A 17,159-nucleotide genomic window follows, 5' to 3' on the forward strand; every position below is an offset into this window, starting at 1 on the left:
GCGGGCCGTCCGGCCCGGGCGGGCCGCCTAGTCCACCGGTGTGCTCCGGGTCAGGTCGATCGCGCCCGAGTAGCCGGGGAGGGTCACCTCGTCGTGCTCGTCGACCGACCAGCCCAGGCCGTAGGCGTCTACGTACTCCCGGTAGTTGCGGACGGCGGGGGCGTCGTCCAGCGCCTCGCGCATCCGGTCTGGGTCGCCGACGGCGGTGACGGTGTACGGCGGGGAGTACAGGCGGCCCTGGAGGATCAGGGTGTTGCCCACGCAGCGCACCGCGCTGGTGGAGATCAGCCGCTGGTCCATGACCTTCATGCCCTCGGCCCCGCCCGCCCACAGCGCGTTGACCACGGCCTGGAGGTCCTGCTGGTGGACGACGAGGTCGTTGGGCTGGGGCTCGGGGAGGCCGGGCATGCGGGCGGTGGCGTCGGGCGGGGCGTCGTCGAGGGTGACGGTGAGGCCGGAGCCGGAGAGCTTCCTCGTCCCCGCGGTCCGCTCCAGCTCCTCGAAGACGCGCTTCTCGCTCTCCGTGCCGCCGCTGTCGCGCCGGGCGAGGGCGTCGACCTCCCGGCGCAGGGCGCCCACGGACTCGTCCAGCGCCTCGATGTCGTCGCTGCGGTCCTCGATGAGGTCGGACAGGCGCAGCATCGAGTCGTCGGTGCGCAGGTCGGTGCCCTGGGCGGTGTTGAAGCTGATCCAGAAGAGGAAGCCGGCGAGGGCGAAGACACCCGCCGTGGCGAGCCGGACGGGCCGGAAGCGGGAATTGGTCACCTTACCCTTGTCTCCCTCCAGCACGCGGAAGTACTACGCTAGCGGAATCAGGAATCGTCCCCTCCCCGGCCTCCTCCCCCGGTCCCCGGACCGGACTCCGGCCGCCGGGGAAGGGCCATCACGGACAGGCCCGCGCGGTCACGCAGCGCATCGACAGGAGAGTCCCTCGTGCCGAAGTCACGGATCCGCAAGAAGGACGAGTTCACACCGCCGCCGGCGAAGAAGGCCGCGAACATCAGCCTCACCTCGGGGCGGAGCTGGGTCGCGCCGCTGATGCTGGCGCTGTTCCTGATCGGGCTCGCATGGATCGTCGTCTTCTATGTGACGACGGGCGACCTGCCGGTCCAGTCGCTCGGCAACTGGAACATCGTGGTGGGCTTCGGCTTCATCGCGGCGGGGTTCGTCGTCTCCACCCAGTGGAAGTAGTCGCCGCCACACCCCGCCGCACCCGCCACGCCCCGCCACGACCGGACCGGTTCCGCCCCCGCGGCAGCGTTATCCACAGGTCTTCCACAGCCCTGGGAAAACTTCAGAAGATCTGTGGATAACTTCTTCAGCCTGTCTGTCGTTATGACTGGTGACCCTCGGTAGACGAGTGGGCCCGACCCCCGTCACCCTGGGGAAACACGCATGCGCGCGGCCGCCGGGAACCCCGTACCGGCGGCCGCCCACACCATGCACAAGACCGGTCACCTGCTGTGGATAACCTCTGGCCACAGCTTCGTGCGCGGTGGTCGGCGGCCGACAACCACCGGTCGACAGTCGGCGCGCGGCAGCCGCCGGCCGCCGGTCAGCGGCCGAGCAGTTCCACCGTGCGGACCACGCAGACGACCGCGATCACCAGCAGCACCGCGGCCATCGTCCCGTACTGCACCAGCGCGCGCCGGGCACGCGGGGCGTACACCATCGCGTAGGCGATGACCGCCCCCACCACCAGGCCGCCGATGTGCGCCTCCCAGGCGATGTTCGGGATCCTGAAGGTGATGAGCAGGTTGATCGCCAGCAGCACCAGAATGGGACGCATGTCGTACCGCATCCGCCGCACCAGCACGGCGGTGGCGCCGAACAGCCCGTAGATCGCGCCCGAGGCGCCCAGCGACTCCTGGTTCTGCGCGGCGAGCAGATACGTCAGCGCGCTGCCGCCCAGCGCGGACAGCAGATACAGCCCCAGGAAGCGCCAGCGGCCCAGCGCCGCCTCCAGCTGCGGCCCGAGCCACCACAGCGCCAGCATGTTGAAGCCGATGTGCCAGATCTCCTGGTGCAGGAAGGCCGAGGTCAGCATGCGGTACCACTCGCCGTCCGCGACCCCGGCCCAGTCGGCCGCCGCCGGATCGTAGGCGTAGCCCAGCATCGTCAGCGCGCCGAGCAGCGAGCGGTCGTCGGCGGCGAGCACCGCGAAGAACACCGCCACGTTGATCCCCAGCAGCACCTTGGTGACCAGGCGCTGGTCGGCGGCGACGGCGCCGCCCGCCAGGGTGCGCGGCCGGGCGTCGCCCGCGGCGCTGCCCGTACCGAAGCCGCCGCGCACGCACTCGGGGCACTGGTAGCCGACCGAGGCCGGGATCATGCACTCGGGGCAGATCGGCCGGTCGCAGCGGGCGCAGGAGATGCCGGTCTCCCGGTCGGGATGCCGGTAGCAGCGCGGCATCGCCGGCCGCGCACCGCCCTGCTGATCCTCCATGGCCACCTCAACGCCCCCTCACGACGGACACGGCATACCCCCGCCCACGGTCGTGGCATACCCACGGGGACGGAGAACACCGCCCCCTCCGTCCTACGGACGGAGAAGGCGGCGGGTTCCCGACGGGCGGCCCAGCCGCGCGGCGCGCGCGAGGCCGGGGCCCTCGCCGGCCGGCTCCGGCCGACGCTTCTCAGCGCTTCTCAGCGCTTCTCGACGATCACCGACTCGATCACGACGTCCTGCAGCGGACGGTCGGTGCGCTGGTTGGTCGGGGCGGCCGCGATGGCGTCCACGACCCGCTGCCCCGCCTCGTCGGCGACCTCGCCGAAGATGGTGTGCTTGCCGGTCAGCCAGGCCGTCGGGGAGACGGTGATGAAGAACTGCGACCCGTTGGTGCCCGGGCCGGCGTTGGCCATCGCCAGCAGGTACGGCTTGTTGAAGGCCAGGTCCGGGTGGAACTCGTCACCGAACTCGTAGCCCGGGCCGCCGGTGCCGTTGCCCAGCGGGTCGCCGCCCTGGATCATGAAGCCGCTGATCACCCGGTGGAAGACCGTGCCGTCGTACAGCCGGTCCGTGGACTTCTTCCCGGTGGCCGGGTGGGTCCACTCGCGCTTGCCCTCGGCGAGTTCGACGAAATTCCTGACCGTCTTCGGCGCATGGTCCGGGAAGAGCCGGATGGTGATGTCGCCCTGGTTGGTCTTCAGGGTGGCGTAGAGCTGCTCGGCCACGGTCTACCTTCCGTCTGCACTTTCGGAACCCCCCGATCCTCGCACAGCCGGACCCGCCGCGCCGTGCGGCGGGGGTCCGGCCGGGCGGGCCTCGGCGACCCCGTGGCCTACGCGGACCGCGCAAACCGCGGGAGCGCGTGGCCGACGACGGGTACGGAGAGGGCGGAAACCGCGAAAGACCCGCCAACGGGACAAGCGGCGGAAGTACGGCATAGCCCGTATGCCCGTTGAGACATGCCTCGACACTGTTGTGAAGGCATGATCTCCATCATGGGTGGAAGGCGGAAGACACACGCCACCGACGAGGAGGAGATCCCGTGACCCGCATGGACAGCGTGCGCAGCGCGACCGACAACGCGAGGGAGACCGTGCGGCACGCCGCGGAAGCGGTGGCGCCGAAGGTGGCCCTCGCGGCCGGACAGGCCCGGTCCACGGTGCGCGGACAGTACGCCGCCCGTGTCGCGCCGCGGCTGGAGCAAGCCCGCGAGACCCTGCCCCCCGCGGTCGACCTGGCCGCCTCCCGGGCCGCCCACCGCACCCGCGAGGCGGCACGCACGGCGAGCGAGTACGCGGCTCCCCGCGTCGAGGCCGCCCGCGCCGCGGCCGGCCCGGTACGGGAGGCGGCGGTGGCCCGCTCCACCGCGGCCGTCGCCGCGCTGCGCGGCGAGCTGACCGCCCAGGACATCCGCAAGCTCGCCCGGCGCAACGCCCGCCGGGCGCGCCGGGGCCGGGCGTTCAAGCGGCTGATGGTGGTCGGTGTCGTCGCCGGCGGCGTGGCGGCCGCCTGGAAGTGGTGGGAGAAGCAGTCCAGCCCCGACTGGCTGGTCGAGCCCCCGGCCGCCACCGAGGTCGGCGACGACGCGGCCGTCATGGAGGAGACCGGGTCCGCCGAGCCGAAGGCCGGAGCGACGGCCGCCCAGACCGACACCCAGGGCACCTCCTCCGAGGCCGCCCCGTCGGACGAGGAGCGCTGACGGCGCCGGCGTCCGCCCTCCTCTCCGGCGGGCGGCCCCCTCGCCGTCCGCCGAGCTTCGGCAGAGCCGCGCGAAGCGGCACGGCACGCAGCAGGCCCGGTGCCGCGGAATCCGTGGATTCCGCGGCACCGGGCCTGTGTGGTGTGGAGCTTAGGGGAGTCGAACCCCTGACATCTGCCATGCAAAGACAGCGCTCTACCAACTGAGCTAAAGCCCCGCCACGGAACAGAGTACCCAATGCCCCGGCTTGGTTCCGACCGGGTATCGCTCCGCGTGCGCCGCCTCCGTAGGATGCTCCGGAAGTTCGCTCCAGCGAAGCGGACCCGGGGAGACAGGGGAGAGAGCGATGGACGCAGCACAGCAGGAGGCGACCGCCCGGGCGAGGGAACTGCAGAGCCAGTGGTACGGCGAACCGCTGGGCACCCTCTTCCGCCGGCTCATCGACGACCTCGGCCTCAACCAGGCACGGCTGGCCACGGTGCTCGGCCTCTCGGCCCCCATGCTCTCCCAGCTCATGAGCGGCCAGCGGGCGAAGATCGGCAACCCCGCCGTCGTCCAGCGGGTCCAGGCGCTGCAGGAACTGGCCGCCGAGGTCAGCAAGGGCACCGTCACCGCGGCCGAGGCCACCCAGCGCATGGACGAGATCCGCCGCACCGCCGGCGGCAACGTGCTGACCTCCTCCACCCATGTCACCCCATCCGGCGGACAGGCCACCACCGTCAAGCGCGTCGTACGCGAGATCCAGGCGCTGCTGCGCTCGGTCGCGGACGCCGCCGACATCATCGAGGCCTCCGACTCCCTCGCCGGAAGCCACCCGGAGCTGGCAGAGTTCCTGAGGGTGTACGGCGCGGGCAAGACCGCCGACGCGGTCCGGCACTACGAGGCGCATCAGGCCTGAGAACGACGGCGGCGGCCGGCGGGACGGGCAACCGACGGGCACAGGGACGAGGCGGGCACAGCGCGATGGGCGAGGTCTTCGCGGGTCGGTACGAACTGGTCGACCCGATCGGACGCGGCGGCGTGGGCGCGGTCTGGCGCACCTGGGACCACCGGCGCGGGCGCTACGTGGCCGCCAAGGTCCTCCAGCAGAGCGACGCGCACACCCTGCTGCGGTTCGTCCGCGAGCAGGCGCTGCGCATCGACCACCCCCATGTCCTGGCCCCGACGAGCTGGGCCGCCGACGACGACAAGGTCCTGTTCACCATGGACCTGGTCCGCGGCGGATCGCTCGCCCACCTCATCGGCGACTACGGCCCCCTGCCGCCGGCGTATGTGTGCACACTGCTCGACCAGCTGCTCTCGGGGCTCTCCGCGGTGCACGCCGAGGACGTGGTGCACCGCGACATCAAGCCCGCCAACATCCTGCTGGAGGCCACCGGCACCGGCCGGCCCCATCTGCGGCTGTCCGACTTCGGCATCTCGATGCGCAAGGGCGAACCGCGGCTGACCGAGGCCGACTACGTGGTCGGCACCCCCGGCTACTTCGCCCCCGAGCAGCTGATGGGCGCCGAGCCGGACTTCCCCGCCGACCTGTACGCGGTCGGGCTGGTGGCGCTGTACCTGCTGACCGGCCGCAAGCCCGACTCCCAGGCGCTGGTGGAGGCGTACGTCCACGGGGTGCCGCCCGCGCCGCAGGACATCCCAGAGCCGCTGTGGCAGGTGCTGGGCACTCTGCTGCACCCCGATCCGGAAGCCCGCTTCCGTACGGCGACGGGCGTACGCAGGGCGCTGGCCTCCGCCGCGGAGCTGCTGTCGGCGGACGCCACGGCGGAGCAGGAGGCCGTGGAGGTCTTCGACCAGATCGGTCCGCTGCCGCCGGGGTTCGGGCCGGACGGGCCGGAGAACCGGGAGGGCCCGCGGGACGCCGGGGGCACCGGGGACGCCGGGGGCACCGGGCAGGGGCCGGAGAGCGGGGACGGGGAAGGCCTCAAGGCCTCGGGATTCCCGGCCTCCGACACCGGGAGCTTCCACCTCCCCCCGCCCGTACAGGCGTACACCCGGGAACCACCGCAGGCCCCGCCGTTCCCGGCGCCGGCTCCTCCCGCGGCCCAGGCCCACGCGCCGGCGGCGGCGCAGGAGACCACGCAGACGTCTCCCGGGGCACCCGCCGCCCAGCCGTATCCGTATCCGCAGCCACAGCCGTACTCACAGCCGCCCCTCGCCGGTATGCCGACACAGCCGACGCAGCCGACACAGCCCTATACGACCGCCCGCCCGCTCGCCCCCGCCGGGCCGGCGGACTCGGGGCACCGCGCTCCCGCGGCGCGCAGGCCGGGGCCGCCCGTGAAGGTGGCGGCCCCGCTCCTGGCGCTGGCCCTGGTCCTCATCGCCGTCGGCGTCTGGGCTCTGACCCAGACGCCCTGACGCCCTGACGCCCTGACGACCAGACACCCTGAAACCCCGCGCCCCGCGCCCCGGCCCTCAGGCGCGGGCCGCGCTCCGCCGGGCGAGGATCGCCCACAGGCCGAGTCCCAGGATCAGCGCGGTGCCGGCGCCGATCCCGGCCCAGCCCAGCAGCCGGAGGGTCTCCCCGCTCTCCGCGGCCGACCGGTTCAGCCCCTCGGCCGCGGCCTCGCGGTCGTCCTCGGTGACCCCGAAGCCGGCCTCCTCGGCGTTCCCGTCGTACTCGGGGCCGGCCTCCGGCTCGCCCGCGACCGTGGTGCGCAGCACCACGGGCACCGTGCCGTCGACGGACTCGGCCAGCTTCCCGTTGGCGTGCACCGCGATGTAGTACCAGCCGGCGAAGCGCGTCTCGCCGAGCTCCGTGCTGCCGTCGAAGCGGTTGGCGAAGGCGACGCGCTGTCCGTCCAGCCGGTACGCGGCGGACTTGTCGGGCCGGTAGCCCACGCCGTCGGTGCCGATCCGCCCGCGAGCGGTGTTGTAGAAGTCCACCCGGAAGGCGCCGCTGACGTACGGGGCCCTGTCGCCCCTGGCCTTGGCCGTGCCGAACTCCACCTGGGTGTGGAGCCGCTGGCCCCAGTCGAGCGGCACCTTGTAGAAGCGGGTCTCGCCGGGCCGCAGCCGGTCGCTCCAGTTGCCCTCGCCCATGCCGGGCGCGTCGTTGAAGCCGGTGCCGCCCTCGATCGGCCGGGTCTCCCCCTTCGGCGCCCCCGGCGGGCTCGGCGTCGCGGCGTCGGGCGCGGCCTCGGACGGGCCGCCGGAGGCCGGGTCGCGCAGCCCCGGCTCCCGCATGAAGGAGATCTCCAGCGGCCAGCGGCCGGCGTCGGCGGTCTCGTCGCTGTCCCGCTCCACGGAGAAGTGGTAGACGCCGGGCTCCTGGCAGTAGCCGTCCTTCTTGATCATGCGCCCGGCGAGGTCGGCGATCGGCCTGGCCGTGTCGTCGGAGCCGAAGCTCACGTCCCCGTCACCGCAGTTCGTGCCGTCCGCCGACTCCAGGGCGACCTCGATGCCGTCCATGCTCTTGACCCGGCTGCCCGGCTCGGGCAGGGCGGTCGCGGAGATCCAGACGTTGGACTCGCCGTCCAGCGTGACGCTGTAGTACCTGCGCTCGCCCGGCCCGATGTCGTCGGTGTAGAAGCCCGGTTCGATGGCCGGCCCGTGGGCGCTGCTCTCCTCGCCCTCGACGCGCTGGGCGCTCGGAGCCGTCTCGTACGCGGGCGGGTCCTGTGGTCCGGCCGACTGCGCGGCCGCGGCCGAGCCCGGCAGCGCCGCGACCGCGCACAGCGCCGCCGCGGCGGCCAGTGAACTCCTCATCGTGCGTCCCGCCCGCCCCTTCACCATGCGCCACCCTCCGTCTTGCCGCTCTGCGCGCCGTTCCCCGTACCGTCGGCCGTCCTGCCGGCGCCGCCGTCCTTCGCCACCGCCGTACGCGCAGCCGTACGCGCAGCCGTACGCCCGCGCGAGCGCGTGTACCGCGTGTACACGGCCGCCAGCGCGATCGCCAGCGCCGTCACCGCTCCGGCCGCCGCGGCGACGGCCGGACCGGACCATCCTGCACCGCCGGGGCCCGAGCCGTCCCCGGCGGCCTCCGTTTCCTTCCGCGTCTGTCCGCCGTCCCGATCCCCGCCCCGCTCGCGTACGGCGGGCGCGCCGTGCTCCGGTCCGGTCCTCTCCTCGCCGATCACCGCCACCCGCAGCACGAAGCCGACGGCCACGTTCTCGGCGAGCTCGGCGGCGTCCGGGTCGAGGCCGACGCCGATGTAGTACTCGCCCGCGCGCCGCACCGGCACCGCACGGGCCGCGCTCTCCCAGCGGTTGGTCCACGCCACCGGCACCGTGCCGCCCGACACCGCCGCCGGCTCGCCGCGGTAGAGGGCCCCGGTGTCGAACTCGCCGGATGGGCGGACGGGCACCCGGGTGGGGCCGTAGACCTCGGTGCTCACGCGCGTCAGCGTCCCGGCCGGGCCGTCGACGGTCGGCTCGTTGCCGAACTCCACGTCGTAGCGCAGCTGCTGGCCCCAGCCGACCCGCACCCGGTACCAGCGGGTCTGCGCGGGGATCAGCTCGTCGCGCCACACGCCGGGGCCGAGGCGGCGGGCGTCGTTGAAGCCGGTGCCGCCCTCGACGTCGCGCGGCGGGTCGGTGGGCAGGGGCGCGTCCTTGCCGCCCGCGCCGTAGTGGGGCTCGGAGTGCGCCGGCACGGTGCCCTCGGCGAGCGGCTTCTCGGTGGCGAGGAGCAGTTCGAAGGGCCAGCGGCCCCGGTCGGAGTCCGCGTGGGAACGCCGTTCGACCGTCAGCAGGTAGCGGCCGGCCCCGTCGCAGGCCCGGTCGCCGTCGGCCGACGGGATCCGGCTGACGGCGGCGGTGATCGGCATGGCTCCGGCGTTCCGGCCGAAGTACCGCCAGGTACTGCCGCACCGCGGCCGGTACTTCTCGTCCCGGACCAGGGTGAGCCGGAGGCCGTCCATGGAGGCGACCGGCACCCCGGGCTGGGGCACGGCCGTCACGGCGAGGTCGTCGGCGGCCGATTCGGCGGGGCCGCCCAGTTTCGCGGCGTACCAGCGCTTCTCGCCGGGGCCGATGGTGTCCGTGTACTGGCCGGGGGCGATCTCGGGGGCGTCGTCCGCCGTCCGCCCGCCGGTGATCCGCTCGCCCTCCATGCGGTAGCCGTCGGCGGAAAGCCGCGAGGCGCGCTGGAGCTGGCGGGCCAGGGCGTCGGCGTCGGGCGCGTCGTAGTACGAGCCGTGGCCGGCCCGGGCGATGCACTCGAGCTGCTCGCGGGCCTTCCCGTCCACCTGGAAGCCGATGGCGTCGATCCGCAGGGTTCCCGAGGACCCCGGAGACCCCGAGGACTTCGGGGAGGGCCCTTGCCCGCCGAGTTCCCGGGCGACCTCGCACGGGTCGGGGGTGCCGCAGGTGTCCTCCCCGTCGGAGACCAGCAGGATCGTACGGCGGTCCAGGGAACCTCCAACCGCCCCGGGCAGGTCCTCGGCCGCTCTGCGCAGTGCCAGGCCGATGGGGGTGTCTCCCCTGGGCTCCACCCCGGCGACGGCGCGTTTGAGCGCGGCGCGGTCCAGTGGCTCCACCGGCCGCACCAGACGGGTGTCGGTGCACCCCTCCTCCCGGTCGGCGCCGTAGACCCGCAGACCGGTGGGATGGCCGTCGGGGAGCGCGTCGACGACCGTGCCCACGGCGCGGCGGGCGGACTCGATACGGGTGCTGCCCGAGCCGTCGTCCTCGGCCATCGAGCCGGAGGAGTCCAGCACCATCACCAGTGAGGCGTTGCCTTCCGCAACCGCCCGCGGTGTCGCGGGAGCCTCCCGGGGAGACGCCGCGGCAAGCGGTGCCGCGATCAGCGCCAGGAGTGTGCCGCCGCTCAGCGCCGCGACCATACGGCGATGGAGTCGTGCCATGTGCCTTGCCCCCCTCGGGCGTGCCTCTCCGATAGCTTTGCGGAAGCATCGTATATATTTGCTAACGCGTATATCAAGGCGGTCGCGTCACGGTCCCGCAACAGGCGCGCCCGTACCGGCCCGGCCCGGATGCGCGAAGACGACGAAGCCCCGGCCGGAGACCGGCCGGGGCTTCGCGCGAAGTACTGGTTGCTCTCAGACGCCCGAACCTGCGGGCACGGAGTCGGTCGCCTCCGTCCACAGATCCTGCTCGGCGCGGTCCGCCTGGATCTGGCGGTACACGAGGAGCCCGCCGACGGCGGCCAGTGCGATCAGGAGAAGCTTCTTCACCGCGCTACCTCGTCCTCTTCTAGACGTTGGGACCTACTGGCGCCCGATGATACCCAAGCGGGCATCCCGGCAGAGTGACCGACCCGGGCGGGCGGCACCCGCCCGTCCGTGCGTCGAAGGGCCTTCAACGCCGAACGCCCGGCCCCTCCGGAGAGGGTCCGGGCGTTCGGTCCGCCGTGTGGGGCTAACAGGACTTGAACCTGTGGCCTCTTCCTTATCAGGGAAGCGCTCTAACCGTCTGAGCTATAGCCCCGCGCTGCACCGAAAGATTAGCGCACTTCAGCCGCGTGCCAAAATCGCGTCGGTCCGCGGCCGCTCCGGTGCGGCACCCGGGAGGCTCCCGGGGTCACTCGTCCTCCGCGAGGGTCACCTCGATGCCGCCGACGAGGCCGGCCGACATGTTGTAGATGAACGCCCCCAGCGTGGCCAGGGCCGTCATCAGCACCACGTCGATCACCGCCACCACCGAGGTGAAGGTCAGCACCCGGGGCAGGGAGAGGAAGCCCTGGAGGTCGAAGCCCCCGCCGCTGTCCGAGGAGGTCGCCTCGCTGACGGTCCCGCCGACCGCGGCGAACACCCCCATGGCGTCCATCACCATCCACAGCACGGCCACCGCGATGACGGTGCAGATGCCCAGGGCTATCGACAGCAGGAAGCCGACCTTCATCACCGACCACGGGTCGACCTTGGCCACCCGCAGCCGCGCCTTGCGCGTCCTGGGGACCGTACGGGCGCCGGTGCGCGAGCGGCGCATGACGTCCTGCCGGAGGTCGCCCCGTTCGCCCTGGGCGGCCCGCGGCGGCGGGGTGGTGCCGGGCGGAGGCGGATAGGCCTGCGGCGGCTGGTGCGGCTGCGGCGCGCCCGCGTGCTGCTGGGCATGCGGCTGCGGTTGCGGGTGGGCACTGGTCACGGTTGTTCCCCCACGGTGGGATTCGCCCTGTCGTCGAGCGTCGTCAGCGGCCGGTCCACGGGCGCCGCCGTCATCGTCGCCGCCCCTGGCGGCGCCCGCGGTTCCACTCACGTTCTGTCTACTCCTCGTTGTCCGGAGCCGCCTCGGCGGCCGTCTCCGGGGAAGACGCCTGCGCGGGCTCCTCGGTGCCGTCCCCGGCACCGGTTTCCGCGTCGACCTCCTCGGCCTCGCGGCCGGCCTCGGCATTGCGTGCGATACCGACCACGGCATCGCGCTTGCCGAGGTTGATCAACTGGACGCCCATCGTGTCACGTCCGGTTTCCCTGACCTCGGCGACCCGCGTACGGATCACGCCGCCGCCGAGGGTGATGGCGAGGATCTCGTCCGTCTCCTCGACCACCAGGGCCCCCACCAGCGAACCGCGGTCCTCCACGATCTTGGCCGCCTTGATGCCCAGACCGCCACGGCCCTGCACGCGGTACTCGTCCACGGCCGTGCGCTTCGCGTACCCGCCATCGGTGGCGGTGAAAACGAACGTACCGGCTCGCACCACGTTCATCGAGAGCAGTTCGTCCCCTTCACGGAAACTCATGCCCTTCACACCGGATGTGGCACGCCCCATCGGGCGCAGCGCGTCGTCGGTGGCGGTGAACCGGATCGACTGCGCCTTCCTGCTGATCAGCAGCAGGTCGTCCTCGGGCGAGACCAGCTCCGCGCCGATCAGCTCGTCCTCGCCGCCGCCCTCCAGCTCCCGGAGGTTGATGGCGATGACACCGCCGGAGCGGGGGGAGTCGTAGTCCTTCAGCGGGGTCTTCTTCACCAGGCCCGACTTGGTGGCCAGCACCAGGTACGGCGCGGCCTCGTAGTCCCGGACCGCCAGGATCCGGGCGATCGTCTCGTCCGGCTGGAACGCCAGCAGGTTCGCCACGTGCTGGCCGCGCGCGTCCCGCCCGGCGTCCGGCAGCTCGTACGCCTTCGCCCGGTAGACGCGGCCCTTGTTGGTGAAGAACAGCAGCCAGTTGTGGGTGGTGGTGACGAAGAAGTGGTCGACGATGTCGTCTTCCTTGAGCTTCGTACCGCGCACGCCCTTGCCGCCGCGCTTCTGCGAGCGGTAGTCGTCGGTCTTCGTGCGCTTGACGTAGCCGCCGCGCGTGATGGTGACGACGATGTCCTCCTCGGCGATCAGGTCCTCGATGGACATGTCGCCCTCGAAGGGCACCAGCTTGCTGCGCCGGTCGTCGCCGTACTTGTCGACGATCGCGGCCAGCTCCTCGCCGATGATCCGCCGCTGCCGCTCGGGCGAGGCCAGGATCGCGTTGTACTCGTCGATCTTCGCCTGGAGCTCGTCGTGCTCGGCGGTGATCTTCTGCCGCTCCAGGGCGGCCAGGCGGCGCAGCTGCATCTCCAGGATCGCGTTCGCCTGGATCTCGTCGATGGCCAGCAGCTCCATCAGGCCCCCGCGCGCCACCTCCACGGTGTTGCTGCGCCGGATCAGGGCGATGACCTCGTCGATCGCGTCCAGCGCCTTGAGCAGACCGCGCAGGATGTGGGCGCGCTCCTCGGCCTTGCGCAGCCGGTAGCGGGTGCGGCGGACGATGACGTCGACCTGGTGGGTGACCCAGTTGCGGATGAACGCGTCCAGCGACAGCGTGCGCGGCACCCCGTCGACCAGGGCCAGCATGTTGGCGCCGAAGTTGGTCTGCAGATCGGTGTGCTTGTACAGGTTGTTCAGCACGACCTTGGCGACCGCGTCCCGCTTGAGGACGATCACCAGCCGCTGGCCGGTGCGCGAGGACGTCTCGTCGCGGACGTCCGCGATGCCGGCGACCCGGCCGTCCTTGACCAGCTCGGCGATCTTCAGTGCCAGGTTGTCCGGGTTGACCTGGTACGGCAGCTCGGTGACGACCAGGCACTGCCGGCCCTGGATCTCCTCCACCGCCACCACCGCGCGCATGGTGATCGAGCCGCGGCCGGTGCGGTACGCCTCCTCGATGCCCTTGCGGCCCACCACCAGCGCGCCGGAGGGGAAGTCGGGGCCCTTGATCCGCTCCAGCAGCGCGTCCAGCAGCTCCTCGTTGGACGCCTCGGGGTGCTCCAGGTACCACTGGGCGCCGGCGGCCACCTCGCGCAGGTTGTGCGGCGGGATGTTGGTGGCCATGCCGACCGCGATGCCCGCCGAGCCGTTGACCAGCAGGTTGGGGATGCGCGCCGGCAGGACGGTCGGCTCCTGGTTGCGGCCGTCGTAGTTGTCCTGGAAGTCGACGGTCTCCTCGTCGATGTCCCGGAGCATCTCCATGGCCAGCGGCGCCATCTTGCACTCGGTGTAGCGCATGGCCGCGGCCGGGTCGTTGCCCGGCGAGCCGAAGTTGCCGTTGGAGTCCACCAGCGGCATCCGCATCGACCACGACTGGGCCAGCCGGACCAGGGCGTCGTAGATGGAGGTGTCGCCGTGCGGGTGGTAGGTGCCCATCACGTCGCCGACGACGCGGGCGCACTTGTAGAAGCCCTTCTCGGGCCGGTAGCCGCCGTCGTACATGGCGTACAGCACGCGGCGGTGCACCGGCTTGAGCCCGTCGCGCACGTCGGGCAGCGCACGCGAGACGATCACGCTCATCGCGTAGTCGAGGTACGAGCGCTGCATCTCGGTCTCGAGGCTGACCGGCTCCACCCGGAGTCCGGCGCTCTCGTCGACCACGGGGGTGCCCGGAGCCGGCGCCAGGGGGCCGGGGGCGGCGTCGCCCTCGATCGGGGCAGGGGTGGTCTCGTCGGCCATTACTGGTCAATCCCTTCGTTGAGCGGCGTACGGCCGACTCAGATGTCGAGGAAGCGGACGTCCTTGGCGTTGCGCTGGATGAACGAGCGCCGCGCCTCCACGTCCTCGCCCATCAGGATCGAGAACAGGTCGTCGGCGGCGGCCGCGTCGTCCAGCGTCACCTGGCGCAGCACCCGGTGGGCCTGGTCCATGGTGGTGATGCGCAGCTCCTCGGCGTTCATCTCGCCCAGACCCTTGAACCGCTGGACCGAGTCGTCCCTGATGCGCTTGCCCTGCTCGCGGCCCAGGCGGATCAGGCTGTCGCGCTCGCGGTCGGAGTAGGCGTACTCGAACTCGTCGCGCGACCACTTGATCTTGTACAGCGGCGGCTGGGACAGATAGACGTGACCGGCCTCGACCAGCGGCCGCATGAAGCGGAACAGCAGCGTCAGCAGCAGGGTGTTGATGTGCTGGCCGTCGACGTCGGCGTCGGCCATCAGGATGATCTTGTGGTAGCGGAGCCGGGCGATGTCGAAGTCCTCGTGGATCCCGGTGCCGAAGGCCGAGATCAGCGCCTGGACCTCCTGGTTCTGCAGGACCTTGTCGATCCGCGCCTTCTCCACGTTCAGGATCTTGCCGCGGATCGGCAGGATGGCCTGGTACTGCGGATTGCGGCCGGACTTGGCCGAGCCGCCCGCGGAGTCCCCCTCGACGATGAAGATCTCGCACTTGGCCGGGTCGTTGGACTGGCAGTCGCTCAGCTTGCCCGGCAGCGAGGCCGTCTCCAGCAGGCCCTTGCGGCGGGTGAGGTCCCTCGCCTTGCGGGCCGCCACGCGCGCGGTGGCCGCCTGGATCCCCTTGCGGATGATGTCGGCGGCCTCGTTGGGGTTGCGGTCCAGCCAGTCGCCGAAGTGCTCGTGGACGATCTTCTGGACGAAGGTCTTGGCCTCGGTGTTGCCCAGCTTCGTCTTCGTCTGGCCCTCGAACTGCGGCTCGCCCAGCTTCACCGAGATGATCGCCGTCAGACCCTCGCGGATGTCCTCGCCCGTGAGGTTGTCGTCCTTCTCGCGCAGCAGCTTCTTGTCACGGGCGTAGCGGTTGACCAGACCGGTCAGCGCGGCCCGGAAGCCCTCCTCGTGAGTACCGCCCTCGTGGGTGTGGATGGTGTTCGCGAAGCTGTAGACACCCTCGGTGTACTGGGTGTTCCACTGCATCGCGATCTCCACCGAGATCTTGCGCTCCTTGTCCTCCGCCTCGATGTCGATCACCGAGGGGTGAACGGGATCGCCCTTGCGGGAGTTGAGGTGGCGGACGAAGTCCGAGATACCGCCCTCGTAGTGGTAGCGGACGTGGCGCGGCTTGTCGTCCTCGGAGGTGTCCGCGGTGTCGGCCCCGGCCGTCTGCTTGGCCGCCGCCCGCTCGTCGGTCAGGGTGATCGTCAGACCGCGGTTGAGGAAGGCCATCTCCTGGAAACGCCGCGAGAGCGTCTCGAAGGAGTAGTCGGTGGTGTCGAAGATGTCGCCGTCGGCCCAGAACACGACCGTCGTGCCGGTCTCGTCGGTGGCCTCGTGCCGCTGGAGAGGAGCGGTGGGCACCCCCATCTTGTAGTCCTGCGTCCAGCGGTGGCCGTCGGTCTTCACCTCGACCGAGACCTTGGTGGACAGCGCGTTGACCACCGAGACGCCCACACCGTGCAGACCGCCGGAGACCGCGTAGCCGCCGCCGCCGAACTTGCCGCCCGCGTGCAGCACCGTCAGCACGACCTCGACGGCCGGCTTGCCCTCGGAGGGAACGATGCCCACCGGGATGCCGCGGCCGTTGTCCACGACCCGGACGCCGCCGTCGGCCAGCAGCGTCACGTCGATGGTGTCCGCGTGGCCGGCCAGCGCCTCGTCGACGGAGTTGTCCACCACTTCCTGCACGAGGTGGTGGAGGCCGCGCTCACCGGTGGACCCGATGTACATGCCGGGTCGCTTGCGGACCGCGTCCAGGCCCTCCAGGACCGTGATCGCACTGGCGTCGTACGACGGCTCGCCGCCACCGGCTCCGGAGACGGACGGGGTCGCGGACGGGACAGGGGTCTCCTCGCCGGAAGCGGGGATGGTTTCGTTGGAGTTGCCGGAATCGGCCACGAAGCGCCCTTTCTGGCACAGCACAAGCCTTCCCCTGCGACCGGAGGGAAGAGTTCCGGAAGGCCTTCCGGAGACCCTGTCCGCACGGCAGGAGCGGCTGCGTCGTTCGACATGTTCCGCAGTAAGGCGGGTGTGTCTCCAGTCTACCGGTACCACTGACATCGATGGGGGTTTGCCGGTACCTGGGGCCGCATGTGCCGCCCTGAACCGGCCTCCGCCGACTCCCCATATGCGGGCCGGGCCCCCAGGACGCTCACGACGGCCCTCAGCGCCTCGACATGTCAATGGACCGTCACTGTGAGCGCACTCACGGAACGAGGGCCTCCGACTCCCTCCGAACGCCGGGTATCCGTGCTGGTCAGAGGCCCGTCCGCGACAGCGGGGCGGCCTCTGCGGGGCCCGGGAAAACCTTGAGAGGGCTCCGGGAGGACTTCCGGGAGGCACGGGCGGCCCGGCGGGCCGCGGCCGCACCCCGGCGAGCCGCCCGTCAGCCGTAGGTGTCCCCGGGCCCCCGACTGCCCGGAGCACGCAGCCGGCCGTGCCGGGTGTCCGGCGCCTGTGGCCCCCGCACCCTGATCGACTTCACCGACCCCTGCCCGAGATCGGCGTTCAGCCGCGCCACCAGCTGCGGAGCCAGCAGCCGCACCTGCGTCGCCCACGCCGTCGAGTCGCAGCGCACCGACAGCACCCGTTCCCGCTCGTCGTAGGACTGCGGTACGCAGTGCCGCGCCAGCTCCGGGCCCACCAACTCCGGCCAGCGGCCCATCACACCGCCGACCGCCATCGGCATCTCCCAGCCGCGCTCGGTCTTCAGCCGCTCGATCGCCGCCCCCAGCGGCAGCGGATCACGGCCGTCCCGCCGCGCCCCGGACCGCAGGCCCCCGCCGGTGCGCGCCTGCCGCTTCTGCCGCGCCGCACTGCCGCGCGCCCGCGCCTGCTCCCTGGCCGCCCGCAGCGCCACCCTGGCCAGATCGACTCCCGAGGGCTCGGCCGCCGGTCCCGGAATCCGCCCCTCCGCAGAATCCCCCCGCCCGCCCGAGGAAGGCCCGGGAGGGCTCCCGGGCAGGCCGGAGA

Annotated in this window: 14 protein-coding genes and 2 tRNA genes; 4 read left to right on the forward strand and 12 right to left on the reverse strand. The window is 72.1% G+C overall.

The genetic code is table 11. The features are described from left to right. Positions 1 to 27 precede the first annotated feature (27 nt). Complete coding sequence (locus BM237_RS19685; RefSeq protein ID WP_245793782.1) at positions 28 to 765, reverse strand: DUF881 domain-containing protein; 738 nt, start codon at positions 763 to 765, stop codon at positions 28 to 30. Positions 766 to 933: 168 nt separating this feature from the next. On the opposite strand from BM237_RS19685, the gene crgA reads away from it, so the two are divergent. Next, positions 934 to 1,191 carry a cell division protein CrgA gene (gene crgA / locus BM237_RS19690; RefSeq protein WP_093851020.1) on the forward strand — a complete coding sequence of 86 codons (258 nt, stop codon included), beginning with the start codon at positions 934 to 936 and terminating at the stop codon, positions 1,189 to 1,191. 364 nt (positions 1,192 to 1,555) lie between these two features. Here the strand turns inward: crgA and BM237_RS19695 are convergent, their stop codons facing one another. Beyond that, on the reverse strand, positions 1,556 to 2,446 hold the full coding sequence (locus BM237_RS19695; protein ID WP_093851021.1) for a rhomboid family intramembrane serine protease: 891 nt from the start codon (positions 2,444 to 2,446) through the stop codon (positions 1,556 to 1,558). A 200-nt stretch (positions 2,447 to 2,646) separates the two neighbouring features. Then, positions 2,647 to 3,174 carry a peptidylprolyl isomerase gene (locus BM237_RS19700; protein ID WP_093851022.1) on the reverse strand — a complete coding sequence of 176 codons (528 nt, stop codon included), beginning with the start codon at positions 3,172 to 3,174 and terminating at the stop codon, positions 2,647 to 2,649. A gap of 317 nt (positions 3,175 to 3,491) precedes the next feature. On the opposite strand from BM237_RS19700, the gene BM237_RS19705 reads away from it, so the two are divergent. Continuing rightward, a complete protein-coding gene (locus BM237_RS19705; RefSeq protein ID WP_093851023.1) occupies positions 3,492 to 4,148 on the forward strand; it encodes a DUF5324 family protein in 657 nt (218 codons plus the stop codon). 144 nt (positions 4,149 to 4,292) lie between these two features. Here BM237_RS19705 and BM237_RS19710 read toward each other — a convergent pair. Further along, a tRNA-Ala gene (locus tag BM237_RS19710) sits at positions 4,293 to 4,365 on the reverse strand. 129 nt (positions 4,366 to 4,494) lie between these two features. On the opposite strand from BM237_RS19710, the gene BM237_RS19715 reads away from it, so the two are divergent. Together BM237_RS19715 and BM237_RS19720 are read left to right on the forward strand one after the other, a co-directional pair. Continuing rightward, positions 4,495 to 5,046: a helix-turn-helix domain-containing protein gene (locus BM237_RS19715; RefSeq protein WP_093851024.1), complete on the forward strand. Its 552-nt coding sequence runs from the start codon at positions 4,495 to 4,497 to the stop codon at positions 5,044 to 5,046. A gap of 65 nt (positions 5,047 to 5,111) precedes the next feature. Next, a complete protein-coding gene (locus BM237_RS19720; RefSeq protein ID WP_093851025.1) occupies positions 5,112 to 6,512 on the forward strand; it encodes a serine/threonine-protein kinase in 1,401 nt (466 codons plus the stop codon). Between the two features lie 57 nt (positions 6,513 to 6,569). Here the strand turns inward: BM237_RS19720 and BM237_RS19725 are convergent, their stop codons facing one another. From BM237_RS19725 to BM237_RS19755, 8 genes are all read right to left on the reverse strand, one after another. Then, complete coding sequence (locus BM237_RS19725; protein ID WP_139238133.1) at positions 6,570 to 7,862, reverse strand: hypothetical protein; 1,293 nt, start codon at positions 7,860 to 7,862, stop codon at positions 6,570 to 6,572. Between the two features lie 20 nt (positions 7,863 to 7,882). Beyond that, a complete protein-coding gene (locus BM237_RS19730) occupies positions 7,883 to 9,961 on the reverse strand; it encodes a vWA domain-containing protein (protein ID WP_175541067.1) in 2,079 nt (692 codons plus the stop codon). A gap of 195 nt (positions 9,962 to 10,156) precedes the next feature. Next, on the reverse strand, positions 10,157 to 10,291 hold the full coding sequence (locus tag BM237_RS29600; RefSeq protein ID WP_217655894.1) for a DLW-39 family protein: 135 nt from the start codon (positions 10,289 to 10,291) through the stop codon (positions 10,157 to 10,159). Between the two features lie 179 nt (positions 10,292 to 10,470). Further along, a tRNA-Ile gene (locus BM237_RS19735) sits at positions 10,471 to 10,544 on the reverse strand. Between the two features lie 93 nt (positions 10,545 to 10,637). After that, positions 10,638 to 11,312 carry a DUF3566 domain-containing protein gene (locus tag BM237_RS19740; protein ID WP_093851028.1) on the reverse strand — a complete coding sequence of 225 codons (675 nt, stop codon included), beginning with the start codon at positions 11,310 to 11,312 and terminating at the stop codon, positions 10,638 to 10,640. 7 nt (positions 11,313 to 11,319) lie between these two features. Further along, a complete protein-coding gene (gene gyrA, locus BM237_RS19745) occupies positions 11,320 to 13,974 on the reverse strand; it encodes a DNA gyrase subunit A (protein ID WP_281253942.1) in 2,655 nt (884 codons plus the stop codon). Between the two features lie 38 nt (positions 13,975 to 14,012). After that, positions 14,013 to 16,109, reverse strand: coding sequence for a DNA topoisomerase (ATP-hydrolyzing) subunit B (gene gyrB / locus BM237_RS19750; RefSeq protein ID WP_093851029.1), 2,097 nt, complete (start codon positions 16,107 to 16,109; stop codon positions 14,013 to 14,015). A 463-nt stretch (positions 16,110 to 16,572) separates the two neighbouring features. Beyond that, the gene (locus tag BM237_RS19755) at positions 16,573 to 17,091 is read right to left on the reverse strand and encodes a DciA family protein (protein ID WP_093851058.1); all 519 of its coding nucleotides are present in this window, start codon (positions 17,089 to 17,091) and stop codon (positions 16,573 to 16,575) included. Between the last annotated feature and the right edge of the window lie 68 nt (positions 17,092 to 17,159).

The organism is Streptomyces mangrovi, from assembly GCF_900114215.1.
Lineage (GTDB): Bacteria > Actinomycetota > Actinomycetes > Streptomycetales > Streptomycetaceae > Streptomyces > Streptomyces barkulensis.